The organism is Gelidibacter japonicus (assembly GCF_010725055.1).
GTDB lineage: Bacteria > Bacteroidota > Bacteroidia > Flavobacteriales > Flavobacteriaceae > Gelidibacter > Gelidibacter japonicus.
In genome coordinates, this window is record NZ_BJKB01000009.1 from 31,579 (window position 1) to 51,434 (window position 19,856).

Consider the following 19,856-nt stretch of genomic DNA (forward strand, 5'->3'; position numbering starts at 1 on the left):
ATCGCTTATACTGAGCTTTGGTCGAAGTATCTCAGAGAACCAACTTTTTTTTAAAAGTTGTGTGAATCGCTTATACTGAGTTATGATCGAAGTGTCTCAAAGAACCAGCTTTTTTCTCAAAAATTTCTGTGAATCGTTTATACTGCTCATTACTGAATAGCGACAGATGTTTTTGTTTTGAATTTAATTTTGGAACTAAAAAATACAGTTAAGACATCACATGGCCGATAATTAATAACGCTTAAGTCAAAGTTTAAGATAAAAAAGTCTCGTTTTTTAATGGGACTTTTTTGTTTTGTCTTCACTCAATCGACTTGAGGATTAGGTTGAAAATTTATGCTTTTTGCTAAAAGTCTCTTAATTTGAATCCCAATAAGATAAGCTCATAGCTAAAAGAATAGATGTTTGCGATGTTGGTTTTTGATCAATTGATTTAAGGTTACGGAATTTTAAAACTCAATTGTCCATAAACATTAATTTAAGGGTTATGGAGTCTAAAACCTTACTCTGCAACCTGTCCACGATGCGGTTTTAAGGCATCTCTTAGTGGCCTCATCTGTTCCTCTGGAGTGATTATAAATGCTATCGCATGAAACTCATTGAGCGCTTCAAAACCGGTAGTAAGGTTCTTGTAGTTTTCGGCTTCGATATACTCATTTAAATGGATAGCATGGTGTTCTGCAATCTTAATACCTTCTGGACCTTTAAAGTCCCATATTAATTTTAGTTTACGCATCTGCAACGGAAATTCCCTTTTCCACAAAGTTCTTAAAATCTTTCATGGCCAGCAATGATTGTTTCTTAAATATTTTGGGTGTTAACCATAGTTTCATGCGCATGTTAAAATTTAGTGGCATACACTCATTTACACTTACCCATTGCGTTTGGTTTTGTGAAGTGGCCGTAAAAAAGTTGTCTTGGAGATGCTCCATGTCTTGTGTGGCGTAGGAGCAATGGATCTCATTGGGGAAGTTGACATGAGTGATGGTTTCAACCTGTTCTAGCTTGAATTCTCCAATCTCGTAATGCAATTTCATTTTTGCACCAAGATGACTTGGGGTGCCAGATAAGTGCTCTACTGAAACCAGACCGCGATGCCAATGGATCATGTTTTCTGTTATGCTAAACTTTTTGGCACAAACCTCTAAAGGAGCTTCAATTAGGATGTTTAGCGTATATTTCATTGATTAAAGGGATGAAAAAGTTATAATAAAGATACATTGGTTTCTAAAAAAAATATGTGTCCTTATGTTTAACGGTTAAAAAAACTGCTGAGATGTTATTTATTTGCTCTAAAAGTTTTTTTTTATGATAAATCTGTATTGTCAATTCTTGAATTGATTTTTATTATATGCCTATGGTTATACTAAACTAGGTTGTGTTTCGTTTGAAAAAAGCAACTTGTTTAATGCACTAATTGTATTATTTTTGCAACATTGTCATTCCGTTTTTTAACAAAAAGATGTGGCTGCCCTTTCAAAAGTCGATGGAACAGCCGTATTTTAAAATGAAGATATCAAATTAGCATAATGAAGTTAAATATCAGTTTACTATTGCTTTGGCTAACTGCCTTTGCAAATGCACAAGTGTCTCCTGAAGACGTATTGTTTACCATTGATGACGAACCCATTAAGGCAGAGGAGTTTATAAGGGTTTATAATAAAAACCTCGATTTGGTAAAAGATGAAAGCCAGAAGGATATTGATGGTTATCTCAATCTTTTTGTGAATTATCAATTAAAGGTCAAAGAAGCCAAGCGAATGGGATTGGATCAGGACATTAAATATATCAGGGAGTTTTCATCCTATAAGGATCAGTTGGTGAAAAACTATCTCTCGGATTCAAAGGTTACAGAGGGCTTGGTGAAGGAAGCTTATGACCGCATGGGCTATGATGTAAAGGCTTCTCATGTTTTAGTCCGTCTTGATGAAAACGAAATAGATACCTTAAAGGTTTACGAAAAATTATTAAAATTACGTGATCGAATCATCAAGGAAGGTTTTGAAAAGGTCAAAACTGAGGTGCACGATGGGAAAACTGTTTTTGCTGAAGAGTTAGGTTATTTTACCGCTTTTAAAATGGTCTATGAGTTTGAGAATGCAGCATATAAGACAAAGCCTGGCGATGTTTCAATGCCATTTAGAACACGTTTCGGTTACCATATTGTCAACGTGGAAGATAAAAGACGGTCACTAGGTGAGGTGACTGTAGCCCACATTATGGTTACGGCCAACGATAAGGACAGTTTATCTGATCCCGAAAAACGAATTCATGAAATCTATAAGAAATTAAAACAGGGAGAGGACTTTGAGTCCTTGGCCAAACAATTCTCTGACGATAAGAGTTCGGCAAACAATGGAGGGATATTAGCGCCGTTTACAGGCGGGCAATTAAGCGCTCCTGAATTTGAGAAGGTGGCCTTTACTATGAATGCTATTGGTGATGTTTCAGAACCGTTTAAAACCAACTACGGTTGGCATATTGTCAAACTATTGGATAAAAAAGGTGTGCCACCTTTCGAAGACGTAAAGTACGATATTGAAAATAAAATTTTGCGCGATTCGCGTTCCAGTCTGATCAATGCCACTCTGGCAAATGATTTAAAGGAAGATTATAGAATTGTTGTAAATCCTAACGCTAGGGGTTATTTTGAATCTATTTTGAATTCTGATTTTTTCTCATCTGCCTGGACCTTGCCAAAAAACTTTGAAAAAGATCAGGTGATATTGACCATTGAAGAGGACACTTTAAGATACGAAGATTTTGGGAAGCGCTTAATGAACATTCAAAAAGTATATGCAGGCCAAAAGATGCCTTTTAGAACAGTTATTGATAAAGAATATAAAAACTTTGAAGAGGATGAGATTTTAAAGTACCATAAAGATAATTTAGAATTTGTTAACGAAGACTTTGCACAAATATTAAAGGAATACAGAGACGGCCTGCTCTTGTTCGATCTTATGGAAAAGGAAGTGTGGAATGCCGCGGCGTCCGATACTATCGGTTTGCAGAAATATTATACGAAGCATAAAGACAATTATTTTTGGGAAGATCGGGTCGATGTGGTCATCGCTTCCGGAGCTAAGGAAAATGATATCAAAACCGTGGCCAGACTTTTGAGGAGAGGCCAATCGCCAGAAGATATCAGCAAAGAAATGAACACAGATAAGGAGCAAAAAGTTATGTTTACCACAGGAATCAGGCTTTCAAATGATCCAAGCTTGCCTCAAGATGGGATTTTAAGGACAGGAGTTTCTAGAGTTTATCGTCATAACGGGGCGTATCATGTAGTAAAAGTCAATGCCTTGCTCCCAAAAACAAATAAGACCTTTGACGAGGCGAAAGGTAAAATTATTAGTGATTATCAAAACACGCTGGAAGCCAATTGGTTGGAGGCGCTCAATGAGCGTTATGAAGTTGAGGTAAATGCTGACATTTTACAAAAAGTAAAATCTCAAATCCAACCCAAAATTGATTAAAAAAATAGTCCTTATACTGGTCAATTGTAGTTTTTTGGTCTCTTGCCAATTTTTCAAGCAGACTGATGATCGGACACCTATTGCAAGAGTTGGCGAATCTTATCTCTATAAAGAAGATATTGAAAATTTGGTGGCTGAAGGAACTTCAGTGGAAGACAGCACGCTATTGGTCAATGGTTATATAACCCGATGGGCGACACAGTTATTGTTGGTTGATGGTGCCAAAAGAAACTTGCCTGAAAACATACAGAACGAATACAATAAATTGGTCAATCAATATCGGAATGATTTGTACACTAAAGCCTACGTGGAAACCTTGGTCAAAAGAAATATAGATACTGCCGTTTCCTTATCTGAGGCACTAAAGGTTTACGAAAATAACAAGGAGTCCTTTAAACTTAATGAAGAGCTGGTGAAGTTAAGATATATCAACATCTCTCAAAACGCGCTCAATAAGGAGGAGGTTGAAAAACGATTTAAGAGATTTGAGCAAGACGATCAACAATACCTTGACTCATTAGGGATTCAATTCAGGTCATATTTTTTAAATGACTCCATCTGGATCAGGGCTGCCCAAGTCGCTCAGAAAATTCCAGTTGTGAATGCTGATAACAAAAAAGAACTGTTAAAAAAATCTAATTATATACAACTCAAAGATTCATTAGGACTATATTTGATCCAAATTAATGACGTCCTACAGCAAAATGATTACGCGCCGTTAGAATATGTAAGACCTACGGTCAATCAGATCATACTCAATCGTAGAAAACTGGAACTCATCAAGCAATTTGAAAAAGATATTACAAAAGATGCTATTAAAAACAATCAATTTGAAATTTACAACTAATCTTAAGCTTTCACTAAGCTTAATTGTTCTATTCTCCTATGCCTTTGCTTCCGCACAGGAAGTCATTGAAGAAGGTGTTGTAGAAAAGGAAATAGTTAAAGACACGACGGCACAAAAGCGGATCAAAGTAGATGGTGTAGTCGCTGTCGTAGGTGATTATATTGTTTTGGATTCAGATCTTGATAAGCAATTTGCACAGTTGGAGGCTTCAGGAGTATCTAAATCTGATATGCCTACCCGTTGCCAATTGTTTGGAAAATTACTCGAAGACAAATTATATGCACACCATGCTGTTCAAGATAGTATTGTGGTCAATGATTTGGAGATTCGTTCTCAGGTTGATCAACAGTTTGATTATATATTGGAGCAAATGGATGGCAGTTTGCCAAGAATGCTCAAATTCTATAACAAAGATACCGAAGAAAGTTTGCGTGAAGAGATGTTTGAAATCAACAAAAGCCAGCAACTTGCAGGTCGGATGAAAGAGAAAATCGTTGCTGATATTGAGGTAACTCCAGAAGAAGTACGACAGTACTTTAACGACATTCCTAAAGATGAGCGTCCGTTTTTTGGAACGGAATTAAAAGTCGCTCAAATTGTAGTCATTCCTAAAATTTCTGATGCTGAAAAGCAGAAGGTTATTGATAAACTGAAGGAGTTTAAGGAAGATGTGGTTGAAAGAGGCGCGAGTTTTACCTCTAAAGTTGTTTTGTATTCTGATGATGTGGCCTCACGTAGAACGGGAGGTTTATATACTCTGAACAGAAAGCGCCCGCAAATGGTGAAGGAATTTAGAGATGTTGCATTTTCTCTGCAGGAAGGTGAAGTCTCTGACCCATTTGAAACAGACTTTGGATTTCATATTATTTATTTGGAAAAAATAAGGGGACAGGAGTATGATGTTCGGCACATCTTAATGCGTCCAGAGGTCACTCCGACAGCCATAAAGGAAGCTAAGGAAAAGATCGATCTGATCCGTAAGCGTATAGTGGATGGCGAAATTTCGTTTGCACAGGCGGCAAGAGAGTTTAGTGACGAAGAAGAAACTCGAAATGACGGCGGACAGTTGATAAATCCTCGTACACAGGATTACAGTTTTGAATTGACCAAGATGGATCCAGAACTTTATACACAAATTGAAAGTCTGAAGGATAATGAAGTCAGTTTGGTGCTTCAGGATGAAGACCGAATCAATCCGATTAAATTTAAACTTTTGACCGTTACGGACAGAGTAGATGGCCATGAAGCCGATTTTGCCAAAGATTATCTGAAAATTAAAAACTTGACAGAGCAAGATAAACAATTCAAGGCCATTGAAAAATGGGTCAATGAGAAAGTGATGGACACCTATATCAATATTAATGGCGAATACAGAAATTGTGAGTTTGAAAGTAATTGGTTAAAAAAGGAATAGTATGTCTGACGTTGCTGCGGTAGAACAGTTTGTAAAAAAATATAAAGCTTTAAAGATTGAAATTGCCAAAGTAATTGTAGGGCAGGATGAGGTGGTCAACCAAATCCTGATTTCAATATTTTCTGGCGGCCATGCCCTGCTGATTGGCGTTCCGGGGTTGGCAAAAACATTAATGGTCAATACTATTGCCCAAGCTTTAGGGCTTGATTTCAAGCGTATCCAATTTACACCAGACTTAATGCCAAGTGATATTCTTGGTAGTGAAATTTTAGACGAGAACAGACAGTTTAAGTTTATCAAAGGTCCCATCTTTGCCAATATTATTTTAGCGGATGAGATCAATAGAACTCCACCCAAAACGCAAGCTGCCTTGCTGGAAGCTATGCAGGAACGCTCGGTTACTGTGGCGGGTCACCATTACCAGCTAAGTTTGCCTTATTTTGTATTGGCAACTCAAAATCCAATTGAACAAGAGGGAACCTATCCTTTGCCAGAGGCACAGTTGGATCGTTTTATGTTTGCTATCTACTTAGAATATCCTTCTTTTGATGAAGAGGTTCAAGTCGTCAAATCAACAACTACTGATATAAAATCGACGGTCAATTCGTTATATTCGGCCCAGGAAATCAGTGATTTCCAAAATTTGATCCGTCGTATTCCAGTAGCAGACAATGTTATTGAATATGCCGTATCCATGGTTGCTAAAACTCGTCCAAAGGATTCTTCAGCTACAGGATTGGTAAAAGAGTTTGTCGATTGGGGCGCGGGACCAAGAGCTTCTCAGAATCTAATTTTGGCAGCCAAAACACATGCCGCTATTAACGGTAAGTTTTCTCCAGATATCGAAAATGTCCAAGCGGTGGCCAACGGGATTCTCAGACATAGAATCATTAAAAACTATAAGGCAGAAGCTGAGGGAATTACAGATGAACAAATTATAAAAAGTTTGTTTTAATGAATTTAAAAATTTTTATCTTACCACTTATTTTCCTGCTATCTGGTTTTGTGTTGATCCTTTTGGGGAGTCTGTTCAAAATAATGCACTGGCAGCTTGCGGTAGAATTGTTAATTGCCGGAATGGCTCTTGAAGTTATTTCTTTGGTTATGATCATACTAAAGCTTATCAAGATTTATAGATTGAAAAAGTAGTTGAGTTTTTCAGCGCACCAGTTTAACATTAATATATTTTCATCTTCACCCAAAATAAAAAATCTATTGTTGAATATACTTCAGCCTATTCCGATGGCTAACTATCTTTATAAGCTCTGATTAAATTGTGATTGCTGACTGCTTGAAGTACTTTTCAGGAAAGTGTTTAGTTTCTGTTGCCACTGATTTAATTTTACCAATCCTATACTTTTTATGAGAAACCAATCATGGGCAATGGAAGTAAACTTCCCGTTCACAAAAATGTCATACAATAGAAATTTCGGATATGATATTTTAACGCTTCAAAAATTATGAATATCGCGATATAAAACACTTAAAAGTGTTATTTGTCAAATATAATTCAATACATCTTAGATATCATTAGAGATTTTTAAAAGTCTCTTTAATTTTGTAAATTTGCACTCCGAGTCCTCGGAAAAAAATAAACATCAACCCTTAAAATATACTCTATGGCATTTGATATTGACATGATTAAAAAAGTTTACAAAACTATGCCTGAACGTGTGGACAAAGCGCGTCAGATTGTTGGTAAGCCTTTAACTTTATCTGAGAAGATTTTATACGCCCACCTGTGGGATGGCAATCCAACAACCGCTTTTAAAAGAGGTAAAGATTATGTAGACTTTGCACCTGACCGCATTGCGTTGCAGGATGCTACAGCACAAATGGCACTGTTACAGTTTATGCAAGCAGGAAAGCCGAAAGTTGCAGTACCTACTACAACCCATTGCGATCACTTGATTCAAGCAAAACAGGGCGCAGCTCCCGACTTGAAACGTGCCAATGAAACCAGTAGTGAGGTTTTTGAATTTTTGGCGTCAGTATCTAATAAATATGGAATAGGTTTTTGGAAACCTGGTGCAGGTATTATTCACCAAGTCGTTTTAGAGAATTATGCATTTCCAGGAGGAATGATGATAGGTACCGATTCGCATACGGTTAACGCGGGTGGATTGGGAATGGTGGCTATTGGTGTTGGTGGTGCAGATGCTGTTGACGTGATGGCCGGGATGGCGTGGGAATTGAGATTTCCTAAGCTGATTGGAGTAAAATTGACAGGAAACTTGAACGGCTGGACGGCCTCTAAAGACGTGATCCTAAAAGTGGCCGGTATATTGACCGTAAAAGGTGGTACCGGTGCCATTGTTGAATATTTCGGACCTGGTGCAAAGAACTTGTCCTGTACAGGAAAAGGCACTATTTGCAATATGGGTGCTGAAATTGGAGCTACAACCTCTACATTTGGTTATGACGACTCAATGGAGCGTTTTTTAAGAGCGACCGACCGAAATGAAGTGGCTGATGAAGCTAATAAAATCCGTGAGTATTTGACTGGTGATCCGGAAGTTTACGAAGATCCTGAAAAATATTTTGATCAAGTGATCGAAATTGATTTGGATACCTTACGTCCACACCTTAATGGTCCGTTTACACCTGACTTGGCAACACCAGTTGGACAACTTGGTAAACTTGCCAAAGAAAAAGGATGGCCAATTAAAGTAGAATGGGGCTTGATCGGATCATGTACCAACTCATCTTATGAAGATTTAACACGTGCGGCTTCCATTGCGAAACAGGCCGTGGATAAAAATATCAAAGCAAAATCAGACTTCGGAATCAATCCAGGTTCTGAGCAGATCCGTTACACTGCAGAACGTGACGGTATTTTGAAAATATTTGAAGATTTGGATGCCACCATTTTCACTAATGCTTGTGGTCCTTGTATTGGTCAATGGGATAGAAGTGATTTAAAAGGTGATGAGAAAAATACGATTGTACATTCGTTTAATCGTAACTTCTCAAAACGGGCAGATGGCAATCCAAACACACATGCCTTTGTAGGGTCTCCAGAAATGGTGGCTGCTATTGCTATTTCGGGACGTTTGGATTTCGATCCGATGAATGACGTCTTGATCAATGAAGATGGGGAAGAAGTGAGATTGGACCCGCCACAAGGTATTGAATTGCCACCAAGAGGTTTTGATGTAGAAGATGCAGGATACGTTGAGCCAGTTAAAGATGGTAGCAAGGTAGATGTGTCGGTTAGTCCAACTTCTGAGCGTTTACAATTATTGGAACCATTTAAACCTATAGGAAATAAGATAGTTGGTGCAAAACTATTGATTAAAGCTTTTGGAAAATGTACAACAGACCATATTTCAATGGCTGGACCATGGCTGCGTTACAGAGGACATCTGGACAATATCTCCAACAATATGCTTATTGGTGCGGTAAATGCTTTTGGTAAGAAAACAAATTTTGTCAAAAATCAATTGACTGGTGAGTATGGAGGCGTTCCTGATGTTGCAAGATACTATAAAGCAAAAGACGTTCACTCTATTGTTGTGGGCGACCACAACTACGGTGAAGGTTCTTCTCGTGAACATGCTGCCATGGAACCAAGACACTTGGGTGTGGCTGCAGTATTAGTGAAATCTTTTGCACGAATCCACGAAACAAACCTTAAAAAACAAGGCATGTTAGGCTTGACTTTCGCCAATGAAAATGATTACGATTTGATTCAGGAAGATGATACCATCAATTTCTTGGATTTAGATCAATTTGCACCAGATAAACCGCTTCACTTAGAGTTTGTTCATGCCGATGGCAGTAAAGATGTTATCAAAGTAAACCATACTTATAATCAACAACAAATTGATTGGTATAATGAAGGTTCGGCTTTAAACTTGATTAAGAAGCAAAACCTTTCTTAAGCATTTAGCCTTTTTATATTAATAAAACTCCCAATAATCTTGGGAGTTTTATTTTTTAGTGAAACCCAAAACTCAAAAGCGAAGCGCATTGGGTTTTGATGGCTGAACTAATCCCGCTTTTGGGCGGGATCTAAACCCAAAACTCAAAAGCGAAGTACATTGGGTTTTGATGGTTGAACTAATCCCGCTTTTGGGCGGGATCTAAACCCCTATCTGCCGACAGGCAGGCAAAACTCAAAAGCGAAGCGCATTGGGTTTTGCTGTTTCGATTGCTGTCGCGATACCCTCTCTCAATGAATCAGGATTCGCCGATTTAAGTTTTAATCTATCATTACAGCAAGGGATTGTCACAAAAATATCTATTTTTATAACCATGAAAATCTCAAAAAACCAACGTAATAATATTATCTTTCTTGTGATCATTTTGCTGATCATTATCCCGCAAACGCGACAGCCGATTCAAGTTTTTTTACAAAAAGGGTTGGCCATGTTCAGTCCATCGGTGATTGACGAAGAGGACCGTGTTGTTTTAACAGATTATGACTGGCAACTTGTAGATGAGAACGGCTTTACCTATAACTTTAACGACGCCAAAGGAAGAGTAGTCTTTATCAATTTCTGGGCAACCTGGTGTCCACCATGCATTGCCGAAATGCCAAGTATGGAAAAACTGTATCAAGACTATAAGGAGGATGTCGATTTTCTTTTTGTTTCTAATGAAACCCAAGAGGTCATTTCCAAGTTCAAGAAGAAGCATGACTATGAGTTTAGGGTACATGCTTCTGTAACCCCAAATCCGGTGCAATTGGAAACTTCCTCCATTCCGCGGACCTTCGTTTTAGATAGAGATGGGAATATTGTTATTGACAAAACGGGTGCGGCAGATTGGAACAGTAAAACGGTTAGGAGATTATTGGATGATCTGTTACAACTTGAATAACACTTTGAAAAAAGCCTTTATGAAAGCCATTGAAAAAAGAGACTTCATAATAGCGAGGTCTTCAGGGAAAGTAGTCTCTTCGTCCAAAAACCGAAACATGGTCTTTATGTCATTTTTTGAATAAAAGCTTTCAAAAATCCACACGCCTTTTTCGTTTTCATCGTGAAGTACTTTTAGGAAAATCTTGTCGTAAAATTTAAATTTCTTTTTGAATAATTGGTGTGAGGGTCTTTTTCCTGCTTTGATATTTTCGATCACTTTGGACACATTCTTTTCTGTATGTTTAAAAGAATAGCCGGTTGAGCCCTTGACCCATCCACCTCCGGTACCAATTTTAGTGATGTTTTCTGTGTGATCGTTCCAAAAAGGGAAATCGGTCATCGGAATATTGCCAACTTCAGTTTCCAGAATTTTAAAATTGGTTAAATGGTATTCGGTTTCGAGATACTTTTTCAGTGCCTCTTCATAAACCTCGGCTTCAACCAGAAATGGTGTGAAAAAGGTGTATTCCACCAATGCCTTGGTTTCAGAGATAGGCAGGACATAGATGAAACTTGTCGAATCTTTATATTGAAACCTATAGTCCATCATGGTAAAGGCCCCAGGCTGAAAGCAAGGCGATTCGGTTTCAATGACCCAGCCTTGAAAATGTTGATGGATTAAAGTGTAATGAGATTGTTTTAGATAAAACTCTCTAGGAACTCTACTGTCGAACACATGTTTTGCCGAATAGGTTTGGGTATTGCCAATGACTTTTAAATCGACCGAATCTTCAATTTCTTGAACGGTATCCAAAATGAACTTGAAATTATCTTTTGATAAAAGCTTCTTTTTGGCCCAATTGTAAAACTCAAGGGATCTGATGGTTTTGTAGTTATATTCCTTCAGTGGAAGTATAAGAGACACCTCGGAAGATTCAAATTTTGCAGTATGCCAAACTTTTTCAACAATGGAGTCAAATTTTCCTTGGCCCTGTTCCCAAAAGCTCCAAGTTTTATCATTTTCAGATTTATCGGAGGGATCAATCAGACCAATGCGGTAAGTGTCAAAATAGGAGTCTTTGGATATTTCTAATGCTAATTGCAAACCGGCAAGTCCATTTCCAATGATGATATAATCAAAATGGGTGTCGCTCTGCATATCTGACCTATCGATTATTTTTTGAAATATTTAAAAGGAACGATGAGCATACCAAAACATTCTCCATCATCTTTTCCCAAATGCTTGTGGTGCATCTTATGGGCGCGTCTCAGGCCTTTGGCATACCTGTTATTGGCATTTCTAAAGATTTTAAAACGTTGGTGGATGAAAATATCATGGACGGTGAAATAGGCAATTCCGTAGGCTAAAATTCCAAGGGCAATAGGAAGGCAGTACCATAGATCTTCATAGCTCCAGAGATAGAACAAAGTCATACTGACCACGGCATAAAAGAGAAAGAAGGCATCATTCCGTTCAAACCAACTTTTATGGTCTTTTTTATGGTGGTCCTTATGAAGACTCCATAAAAAACCATGCATAATGTACTTATGGGTAAACCAGGCATTGAATTCCATAATGGCAAAAGTGCCGAAAAATATAAGTATCCAAAGAAAAATTTGCATGATCAAACTTACATTAAATTGAGTTGATATTTGACATAACTTCGGGTCAAAAGTTCAAATTTCTTGTAATTTGGTACCCGAATGCGAGTTGACTTAATATCAAGTGCTGGTGTGCTTTTTAGTTTTTTGAGGAGTTGATTATAGTAACGATAGGCCATGAATACTCCAAATTTCGCTTCGATTGGAAGTTCTTTTATACCTTCAAAACCCATCGCAAAATCATTTTCAATTTCCTCGATAATACGTCGTTTGGAGGTTTCATCCAAGTGATTCAAGTTGGTGTTCGGAAAATAGGTCCGACTCAAGTCCTCGTAATCCGCTTTTAAATCCCTTAAGAAATTGACTTTCTGAAATGCAGAACCTAAACTCATGGCACTGTCCTTTAGATGATTGTACTTTTCTCTGTCACCCTTCACAAAGACTTTCAGGCACATCAATCCCACCACATCGGCAGAACCATAAATGTACATTTTATACTCCGCGTCCGTCAAATAATCGTTTTTATGTAGATCCAATCGCATGCTATTCATAAAAGACATCACCAAATGCTTGTCAATACTATATTTGTAATAGGTTTCTTGGAAGGCGTTCAAAATGGGGTTTAAACTGATTCTTTGCTCGAGTGCCAGTTCCAGATCTTCTTCAAAACGATTGAAAAGGGCTTCTTTATTATAATTGTGAAAAGAATCTACAATCTCATCAGCAAAGCGTACAAAGCCGTAAATATTGTAAATATCCTGTCTGATACTTTTGGCCAACATTTTGGTGGCCAAAGAAAATGACGTGCTGTACGAGTTTGTAACGGCCTTACTGCATTGATGTGAGACAGTATCAAATAACGCTTTCATGGGCTTTGAGAGTATGATGTTTTTTTATAAGTTCTGATACGAGTTTTCCAGAAATCAAAGATGGTGGTACTCCAGGACCAGGAACTGTAAGTTGCCCCGTAAAGTATAAGTTGTTCACTTTTTTACTCTTTAATTTTGGTCTTAAAAAAGCCGTTTGCATGAGCGTGTTTGCCATGCCATAGGCATTGCCTTTGTACGAGTTATAATCGTTTATAAAGTCCTTAACGCAAAAGGATTCCTTAAATATAATATTATTTACGACGTTTTGCGAGGTTAAATTTTCAAAACGCTCCATGATTTTGCTGAAATAAAGCGACCTTAATTCGGCTGTGTCCTCTAAACCAGGTGCCAACGGAATTAAAAATATACCCGCTTCCTGACCTGCGGGAGCCACGCTTCTATCCGTTAAAGATGGGAAACTTGCGTAAAACAGGGGGTTTTCTGGCCATTTTGGGGTGTCATAGATCTCTTTGGCATGTGCCTCAAAATCCACATCAAAGAATAAAGTATGATGATTAACGTTTTTAATTTTTTTATCAAATGCCACGTAAAATAGGAGAGACGATGGCGCGAATACCTTCTTCTCCCAATAGGCTTCGGAGTATTGGCGGTATTTTTTCTCCAGTAAGGTCTCCGCATGATGGTAATCTGCTCCGCTCAAAACAACATCGCAATTATAGATTTCGCCATTGGATATAATGTTGGTTGCTTCACCATCGGAAACCATAATCTTATCGACCGAACTTTCTGTTTCAATAGTCACCCCTAAACTTTTAGCGAGCTGCTCCATGGCCAAAATGACTTCATACATGCCCTTTTTCGGATGAAAAGTACCGATTCCAAAATCGGCATAATTCATAAAACTATAGAAGGATGGTGTATTATCAGGTTTTGCACCAAGAAACAACACTGGAAATTCGAGAATTTTAGCCAGACGATCGTTTTTAAATTCTTTACGAACATCTTTTTTTATGGTGCTAAAAAATTGATCTAATTTCTTGATGGTCACTGGGGTCATGAGCTCAAACGGTGTGATACCTGGTCGATATACTAAGTCCTTAATGGCAACCTCATAATTGTGTTGGGCGTTGGCAATGAATTTTTTCAATTTTTGGGAACTCCCAGGTTCTTCTTTTTCAAAAGTCTCACAAATTTTATCCAAGCTGTCTTCAATAGTAATGAAATCGTCCTTCGCAAAATAAACGCTGTAGGCAGGATTTAGTTTTTCCAGTTGATAGAAATCAGAAGGGTGTTTTCCAAAATCGGCAAAAAATCGTTCAAACACATCAGGCATCCAATACCAGGTTGGACCAATATCAAAGGTAAAACCATTTTTCTGGAGCTGTCTGGCTCTGCCCCCAATAGTCTTGTTTTTTTCAAAAATGGTGACTTTATGGCCTTCTTTTGCAAGATAGCACGCTGCAGATAATGCAGAAAACCCAGAACCGATAATAGCAATATTTAATTTCATTGTTTAACAAAAGTAAATAAAAGTTAAACAAAAAACAATTCTAAAACGTTAAATTCTTGCAATTAAACTGTCAATTGTTTTAAATGTTTTGATCTGATTTGGTAAACCCTTAGTATCAATATGTTGTGCCATCTGACCAAGAATCCATAATTCATGGTTGTTATCTTTTAAAAGTTGCGTATAAAATTCGTTGAGATAATTGGAGAGCTCCGCTTTTGGTGGGTTGACCGTAAAATAGGAAATAAAGGTGACGTTTTCATAATAGGCCAGAACATCTGTTAAACTCACTATGGGAACACTAGAGCCTAAAAAGATGGATCGTTGTCCCTTCGCTACAAGTTCATAATTTACAAACATGAGGCCAATCTCATGGATCTCATGATCTGGGAGAAAAAGAACGAAGGCATTGTTGTGTTCTATTTTGATTTTGGATTGTAAAAGCTCGGTGTTAACCAAAAGCTTTTGTTTAATAAGTGATGAAATGAAATGCTCATGCGCTGGGGTGATGGTGTCCGTTTGCCACAACATGCCTATTTCTGAAAGGAAAGGAATAAAGACTTCATAAAAGAGTTGACGAAACGATTTGGTTTTAATGAGTCCATTATAGGTTTCATAAAAAAGTTCCTGATCAAAATCCAGCATTGCTAACTTTAACGTATTGATAGCGTGATTTTTCACATGGCCTTCGCTCGCCAATTCTCTAACTTGATCGTGTATTTCCGACGTTTTAAGAGATGCAATTTTTGAAATTTTCAGTCCATTATTATTTAGAAAACTAATATTTAGTAGCTTTTGAAGATGTCCTAAATTATAAAATCTAATATTGGTATCCGTGCGTTCAGGTTCGAGTAGCTCATAACGTTTTTCCCAAATACGGATGGTATGTGCCTTTATTCCTGTAAGGTTTTCTAAGTCCTTAATGCTAAAGATTGTTTTAATGTTGTTCATTCTTTTATGAAAAATATAGAACAAAATTAAACTAAATTATGACATGACGGAAAAGGAATGTGTTTTAAAGGAAGATTTTATTAGAATGGATGGTAAATTGTGCGCACGAGAAGACTCGAACTTCCACGATCTAAGCGATCACCAGCCCCTCAAGCTGGCGCGTCTACCAATTCCGCCACGTGCGCAAAAATAATAATCAATGGATTTGAATGTTGAGCAACTGCTCTGCTTTCGGTGTTTTGTTTGGTATGCAAAACTAAATCCAAATGAACTTTAGCGGTGCAAATATAAAAAATCAAATAATTTAATTACGTTATTTTCAATTTACTTTTCGAATGAGATCATTATAATGTGAATAAAGCTTGGCTGTTCAAAAAAGTGAGCTGAATGGAGGTTGACAATCCGTTTTGGCCATATCGGCGATTTAACCCATAAATCATTTGCTTTTAATTTATTAGAACTTGCGAATGGTGTCCAAAATTGAAAATCGATAAATTTCTTTACAGATAATCTTTTACTTATATGAGAAAAGATATCGCATTGGTTATCTGTAAGTTTATGAATGTAAAATTGAACTGCTATGGGTATGGGAGCTTTTAATAAATTTTTGACCATTTTTATAATCATTGCAATGTTGTCATGTGATCTTGACAAAAATAATTCTCCGGCTCATAATGATTCCGAGATTTTGATTCCTGAAAAAATAGAACTATCCAAAGCAACTGTTTATGAAGAAAATAATAATCTTGATGGGGAAATTGGAACTACCGTTCGTACTGATTGGGTTGATGATGGAATGAGTGAACATTGGAATTTAGACCATCCAAAAAGAAAGGAGAATTTGTTTGTAGCTTTTGACATGACGGAAGATCAGATTCAGAGTTATGAAAATGCCTTACAAGCATGGAAAGAATCTGAAAATGACGACGCTTTTATTTTGCTTTCTGCCAATGCTAAAATAAAAGAAGAAGAACGCATTTTGAAAGCAATCCTGGATGACTCGCAGTACAGGCTTTACAAAGAATGGTCTATGAACTATCATTTGGGAAAATAGAACATCTTTATAGATCCTAATTTTTGCCAATACCGAAGCTTGTTTAATTTCATGTGCTTCAATCGAAATTTCTCTGTTTTTTATAAACTATGAACAGCTCAGAGGCATTTTATCCAACTAAAAGTAGTTAATGACTGACCATTCATAAAGATTCTATATTTGAATTAATCTTTACCCAAATGAGAATTTGGAAATTAAATAAGAGGCCATCCTCTGGTATATCGATTGAAATCTCAAGGAATTAAACAAAAAATGCTTAAATTTAATGGAATTCATAAATATTAAACCGTTCTTAAACAGCTTTTTCGGGTTAAAATTTTGATTGAAAGAGCCTAAATTTAGGAATTACTAATATTAACTTTAGAGAGCACTACGGTGTGCTTTAATTCAAATTCCAATTAACTAAAAAGTATAATTATGGCAGAGATTAAAATTGACAGGAAAAAACCAGTTTGGCCTTGGATTCTCTTAATTCTGGTCGTATTGGGAATCATTGCGTATTTAGTTTATGACAGTCCAGAACGTGATGACCATATTGATGACATTGATGATGATGTTACCAATGAACATGTGATAGATTCTGATGGTGGACAATCAGGTACAACAGGCGCCTATAGGGCCGGAACAGCTTATGACCAATACACTGCTTTTGAGGGGTCAATTCGTGATTCTACGCGTATTGCAATAGATTCATCCTACACCAAAAAAGCCTACTACAATTTGAGCAAAGCGGTAGCGAAAAAGGCTGATGAACACAACGTGGAAGAATCACAGGCTTTAATTGATTTAAGAAACTTTTCAATGTTGATCACTAAGGTTTCCAGTCCACTGAGTAGCGCGGAATCGGCTAAGAACTTTAAAACAGCCAGTGATAAGGTGGCAAAGGTATTGGAAGATATCCAAATTAAGAGTTACCCTGAATTGCAGTCGCAAATTGCAGATTTAAAACAAGTGACTTCAGAGATGGATGGCTATATTAGTATGGATAAACAACAGGATAACATTACTCAGTTTTTACAAAAGAGTAGGGATGTGCTAAAAGCGATGAACAAGTAAAGTGAGGACTTTGACCCAAATTAATTACCTCTCAATTTGTTAAATTCTCTAATGGTAACATATCTATTCATTGGCTCGAACGAGGTCCCGTTGTATAGGATATTGACTTTCGTGAAATGGTCGTGGTGGCCATTTTCTGGTCAATGATATGATTTCGAACCTTGGTATCTATTTACATTAACAACTAAATTATGTTGACATAAACGTCGCATATGAAGAGCACGTTTATAGAAAAACAGACATTTCTGAAAAATGGAATGGCATGGCTTGAAGTAGTGAGAAACAAACTATAGTGCAGACGAATGCAGAGGAAAATGAGGAGTCATAAATTCCGAATTTGTGAAGAGGGATGAAAAATGCATCATATTCCCTAGAAAAGAGGAAATTTACCAATGGTGGGTTTCCTCTTTATTTTTTTTCTATTATATACTTTGAAAATCAAGGTTTTGGATCTGATTGTGGCCTTGTAAAGAGCCATGTTTTTGGTTTAGTGGTTGAGATCTTAATCTATGTTAATCATCCCGCTGTTATCATCATATACTTGAAATTTTAAATGCTTCGACGAGTAATGAATTTCAATAGAAGTTGCTTATGTTAATGATTATTTTAAATTTGTAAATCATTTATATAAAACCAACCATGACTAAAACTACTTTATCGGCTATTGCTTTTATGGCAATGGTAACTTTTAATATTCAGGCTCAAAACACGGAGATTGTTTTGACCCAATCTACCGGTGAAATATTTATTGCTAATGGGGTATCGTGCGACGGAGGTGATAATTCATGGTATCGAGAATATATGCTTTCGGATGAAGGTATAACAACTGACGTCAAACTTGTGGGTGTCGAATTTGGATTACAGGGCATTCAATCTGACGAAGTATTGGAAGTTTATGCTTATAATTTTGAAGGTTTTCCCGCTGGTTTTAATGCTGCCAATCCACCGACTCCTATTGCATCTGGAAGGGTAACCGTTGGTTTGGATGATATTGATACCATAATTAGAGTTGACTTCGATAGCCCAGCTTTAGTTTCTGCAAGCTCAAGTATTGTGGTTAGTGTGGTGCAGCCAACTTCATCTGGAAATCAATTGTTTTTAGGTGCAACGCCTGGAGAAACTAAAGGAGGATTTATAAGCTCCATCCACTGCGGGATTGAAGGCGAACCGCTGCCGGTAGCTACTATTGGATATCCTGATGCACGACATATGATTAATCTGGTAGTCGTTGACGAAACACTTTCTTTAAGTAATAGTCAAATTGAAAAATTTGCTATCTATCCGAATCCTACTAGTGCAAGAGTTATGTTAAAGGCTCCTTCGGGATTAGAAGTAATTAATGTGAACATGTTTGATGCGTTGGGAAAGAATTTGCATGTACAATATAGGAATGAGATAGTAGAGACAGATAATTTGAGTCCCGGGGTTTATTTACTGCAAGTTGATACATCGCATGGTTCGTTCACAAAAAAGATTGTTAAACAGTAATAAAGTTACTTAAATTCACTTAAATCCATGGCATCACGTTGTTTTTTGTTAGTCCCGAAATTAAAATCAATATGCATTGAGTTTTTAGGATAGGATTTTTTTAAAGGAATAATTCCTCGTGAGAATCTTAAATTCCATGAACGTGTGGAAAGAGAGATCACTTGATTTATATTTCGGAATTGATGACAATTCATACATCCAAAGGTTAAAACAAAAGTATTTTATTTTCGAAATGAACATTCTTTAGTGGTGTATGGAAATAAAATGGACTAGGATCGGCTTGCTTTCCAATTGTTTTTCCAGATGACTTCAAATATTTCTTCGAATCACATGCAGACAACTGAACCTGTTGAAGTTGACCCTCCGTATTGTTCCGGAATCTCTAATTGAAATTGGCTTTCATTTTTAAGAACCATTAAAGGTTTGTCGCCATTTGTACAATGGATGTGCAAAGGCATTACCATTCTTATTACTTAATCACATCAATATGTATGGTGATCCTGGGTTTCAGAAACCTTAATACATACATCTCTCAAACGACCTTGCAATTTGTTAATATTATGTAAAATAAGGTCAACATTTTTTGATTTTCAGATCTATTTTTCCGCAGTCACATTTAAAAAAATATCAATTTTAGACTAATTGTCGAAGAAATATGCTTTTTATCGATGATATTTAAAAATAATTTTTATATTTGTGCATCTTGTCGATAATATTGACCTTTTATCGAATGGTGTTTTTCATCCTTAGATTGTGAAAATATTTAACAAATTGACAAGTTGACTAATTATTGGTAATACGGCTTAACTAGGTTTTAAGGGAT

General features: G+C 36.9%; 18 protein-coding genes and 1 tRNA gene. 10 read left to right on the plus strand and 9 right to left on the minus strand.

What is annotated here, in order from left to right:
• Positions 1-502: 502 nt before the first annotated feature.
• Both G6N06_RS10475 and G6N06_RS10480 read right to left on the minus strand, forming a co-directional pair.
• A complete protein-coding gene (locus G6N06_RS10475) occupies positions 503-736 on the minus strand; it encodes a hypothetical protein (protein WP_163516620.1) in 234 nt (77 codons plus the stop codon).
• Positions 729-1,184, minus strand: a complete 456-nt coding sequence (locus tag G6N06_RS10480) for an SRPBCC family protein (RefSeq protein WP_163516622.1) — start codon at positions 1,182-1,184, stop codon at positions 729-731. The genes G6N06_RS10475 and G6N06_RS10480 overlap by 8 nt, the downstream gene beginning before the upstream one ends.
• 345 nt (positions 1,185-1,529) lie before the next feature.
• Here G6N06_RS10480 and G6N06_RS10485 point away from each other — a divergent pair, with 345 nt between their 5' ends.
• The 7 genes from G6N06_RS10485 to G6N06_RS10510 all read left to right on the plus strand — a co-directional run bounded on the left by G6N06_RS10485 (position 1,530) and on the right by G6N06_RS10510 (position 10,564).
• Complete coding sequence (locus tag G6N06_RS10485; protein ID WP_163516624.1) at positions 1,530-3,479, plus strand: peptidylprolyl isomerase; 1,950 nt, start codon at positions 1,530-1,532, stop codon at positions 3,477-3,479.
• A complete protein-coding gene (locus tag G6N06_RS10490) occupies positions 3,472-4,326 on the plus strand; it encodes a peptidyl-prolyl cis-trans isomerase (protein ID WP_240338037.1) in 855 nt (284 codons plus the stop codon). The genes G6N06_RS10485 and G6N06_RS10490 overlap by 8 nt, the downstream gene beginning before the upstream one ends.
• A complete protein-coding gene (locus G6N06_RS10495) occupies positions 4,310-5,740 on the plus strand; it encodes a peptidylprolyl isomerase (RefSeq protein ID WP_308469753.1) in 1,431 nt (476 codons plus the stop codon). Before G6N06_RS10490 ends, G6N06_RS10495 begins: the two co-directional genes overlap by 17 nt.
• A 1-nt stretch (position 5,741) precedes the next feature.
• The gene (locus G6N06_RS10500) at positions 5,742-6,695 is read left to right on the plus strand and encodes an AAA family ATPase (RefSeq protein ID WP_163516628.1); all 954 of its coding nucleotides are present in this window, start codon (positions 5,742-5,744) and stop codon (positions 6,693-6,695) included.
• Positions 6,695-6,889 carry a GldL-related protein gene (locus G6N06_RS20135; protein WP_250069633.1) on the plus strand — a complete coding sequence of 65 codons (195 nt, stop codon included), beginning with the start codon at positions 6,695-6,697 and terminating at the stop codon, positions 6,887-6,889. The genes G6N06_RS10500 and G6N06_RS20135 overlap by 1 nt, the downstream gene beginning before the upstream one ends.
• Before the next feature lie 470 nt (positions 6,890-7,359).
• Positions 7,360-9,624: an aconitate hydratase gene (locus G6N06_RS10505; RefSeq protein WP_163516630.1), complete on the plus strand. Its 2,265-nt coding sequence runs from the start codon at positions 7,360-7,362 to the stop codon at positions 9,622-9,624.
• 373 nt (positions 9,625-9,997) lie between these two features.
• On the plus strand, positions 9,998-10,564 hold the full coding sequence (locus tag G6N06_RS10510) for a TlpA family protein disulfide reductase (protein WP_163516631.1): 567 nt from the start codon (positions 9,998-10,000) through the stop codon (positions 10,562-10,564).
• On the opposite strand, the gene G6N06_RS10515 is transcribed toward G6N06_RS10510, so the two are convergent.
• The 6 genes from G6N06_RS10515 to G6N06_RS10540 form a co-directional block, all read right to left on the minus strand.
• On the minus strand, positions 10,550-11,704 hold the full coding sequence (locus tag G6N06_RS10515) for a lycopene cyclase family protein (protein WP_163516633.1): 1,155 nt from the start codon (positions 11,702-11,704) through the stop codon (positions 10,550-10,552). The genes G6N06_RS10510 and G6N06_RS10515 overlap by 15 nt on opposite strands.
• Positions 11,705-11,718: 14 nt before the next feature.
• Positions 11,719-12,168 (minus strand): sterol desaturase family protein, encoded by a 450-nt coding sequence (locus tag G6N06_RS10520; RefSeq protein WP_163516635.1) that lies wholly within the window; start codon positions 12,166-12,168, stop codon positions 11,719-11,721.
• 8 nt (positions 12,169-12,176) lie between these two features.
• On the minus strand, positions 12,177-13,016 hold the full coding sequence (locus G6N06_RS10525; protein WP_163516637.1) for a phytoene/squalene synthase family protein: 840 nt from the start codon (positions 13,014-13,016) through the stop codon (positions 12,177-12,179).
• On the minus strand, positions 13,000-14,487 hold the full coding sequence (crtID, locus tag G6N06_RS10530; RefSeq protein WP_163516639.1) for a bifunctional phytoene desaturase/3,4-desaturase: 1,488 nt from the start codon (positions 14,485-14,487) through the stop codon (positions 13,000-13,002). The genes G6N06_RS10525 and crtID overlap by 17 nt, the downstream gene beginning before the upstream one ends.
• Before the next feature lie 48 nt (positions 14,488-14,535).
• Entirely contained in the window at positions 14,536-15,435 is a 900-nt protein-coding gene (locus G6N06_RS10535) for a MerR family transcriptional regulator (protein WP_163516642.1), read from the minus strand.
• Between the two features lie 100 nt (positions 15,436-15,535).
• A tRNA-Leu gene (locus tag G6N06_RS10540) sits at positions 15,536-15,620 on the minus strand.
• A 395-nt stretch (positions 15,621-16,015) separates the two neighbouring features.
• Between G6N06_RS10540 and G6N06_RS10545 the strand changes: the two genes are divergently transcribed.
• The 3 genes from G6N06_RS10545 (at position 16,016) to G6N06_RS10555 (ending at position 19,033) form a co-directional block, all read left to right on the plus strand.
• Positions 16,016-16,489: a hypothetical protein gene (locus tag G6N06_RS10545; RefSeq protein ID WP_163516644.1), complete on the plus strand. Its 474-nt coding sequence runs from the start codon at positions 16,016-16,018 to the stop codon at positions 16,487-16,489.
• Between the two features lie 417 nt (positions 16,490-16,906).
• Positions 16,907-17,545 (plus strand): hypothetical protein, encoded by a 639-nt coding sequence (locus G6N06_RS10550; RefSeq protein WP_163516560.1) that lies wholly within the window; start codon positions 16,907-16,909, stop codon positions 17,543-17,545.
• A 639-nt stretch (positions 17,546-18,184) separates the two neighbouring features.
• Positions 18,185-19,033, plus strand: a complete 849-nt coding sequence (locus G6N06_RS10555; protein WP_163516646.1) for a T9SS type A sorting domain-containing protein — start codon at positions 18,185-18,187, stop codon at positions 19,031-19,033.
• A 5-nt stretch (positions 19,034-19,038) separates the two neighbouring features.
• Here G6N06_RS10555 and G6N06_RS19725 read toward each other — a convergent pair whose 3' ends face one another.
• Positions 19,039-19,227 (minus strand): hypothetical protein, encoded by a 189-nt coding sequence (locus G6N06_RS19725; RefSeq protein ID WP_205334758.1) that lies wholly within the window; start codon positions 19,225-19,227, stop codon positions 19,039-19,041.
• Positions 19,228-19,856 lie beyond the last annotated feature (629 nt).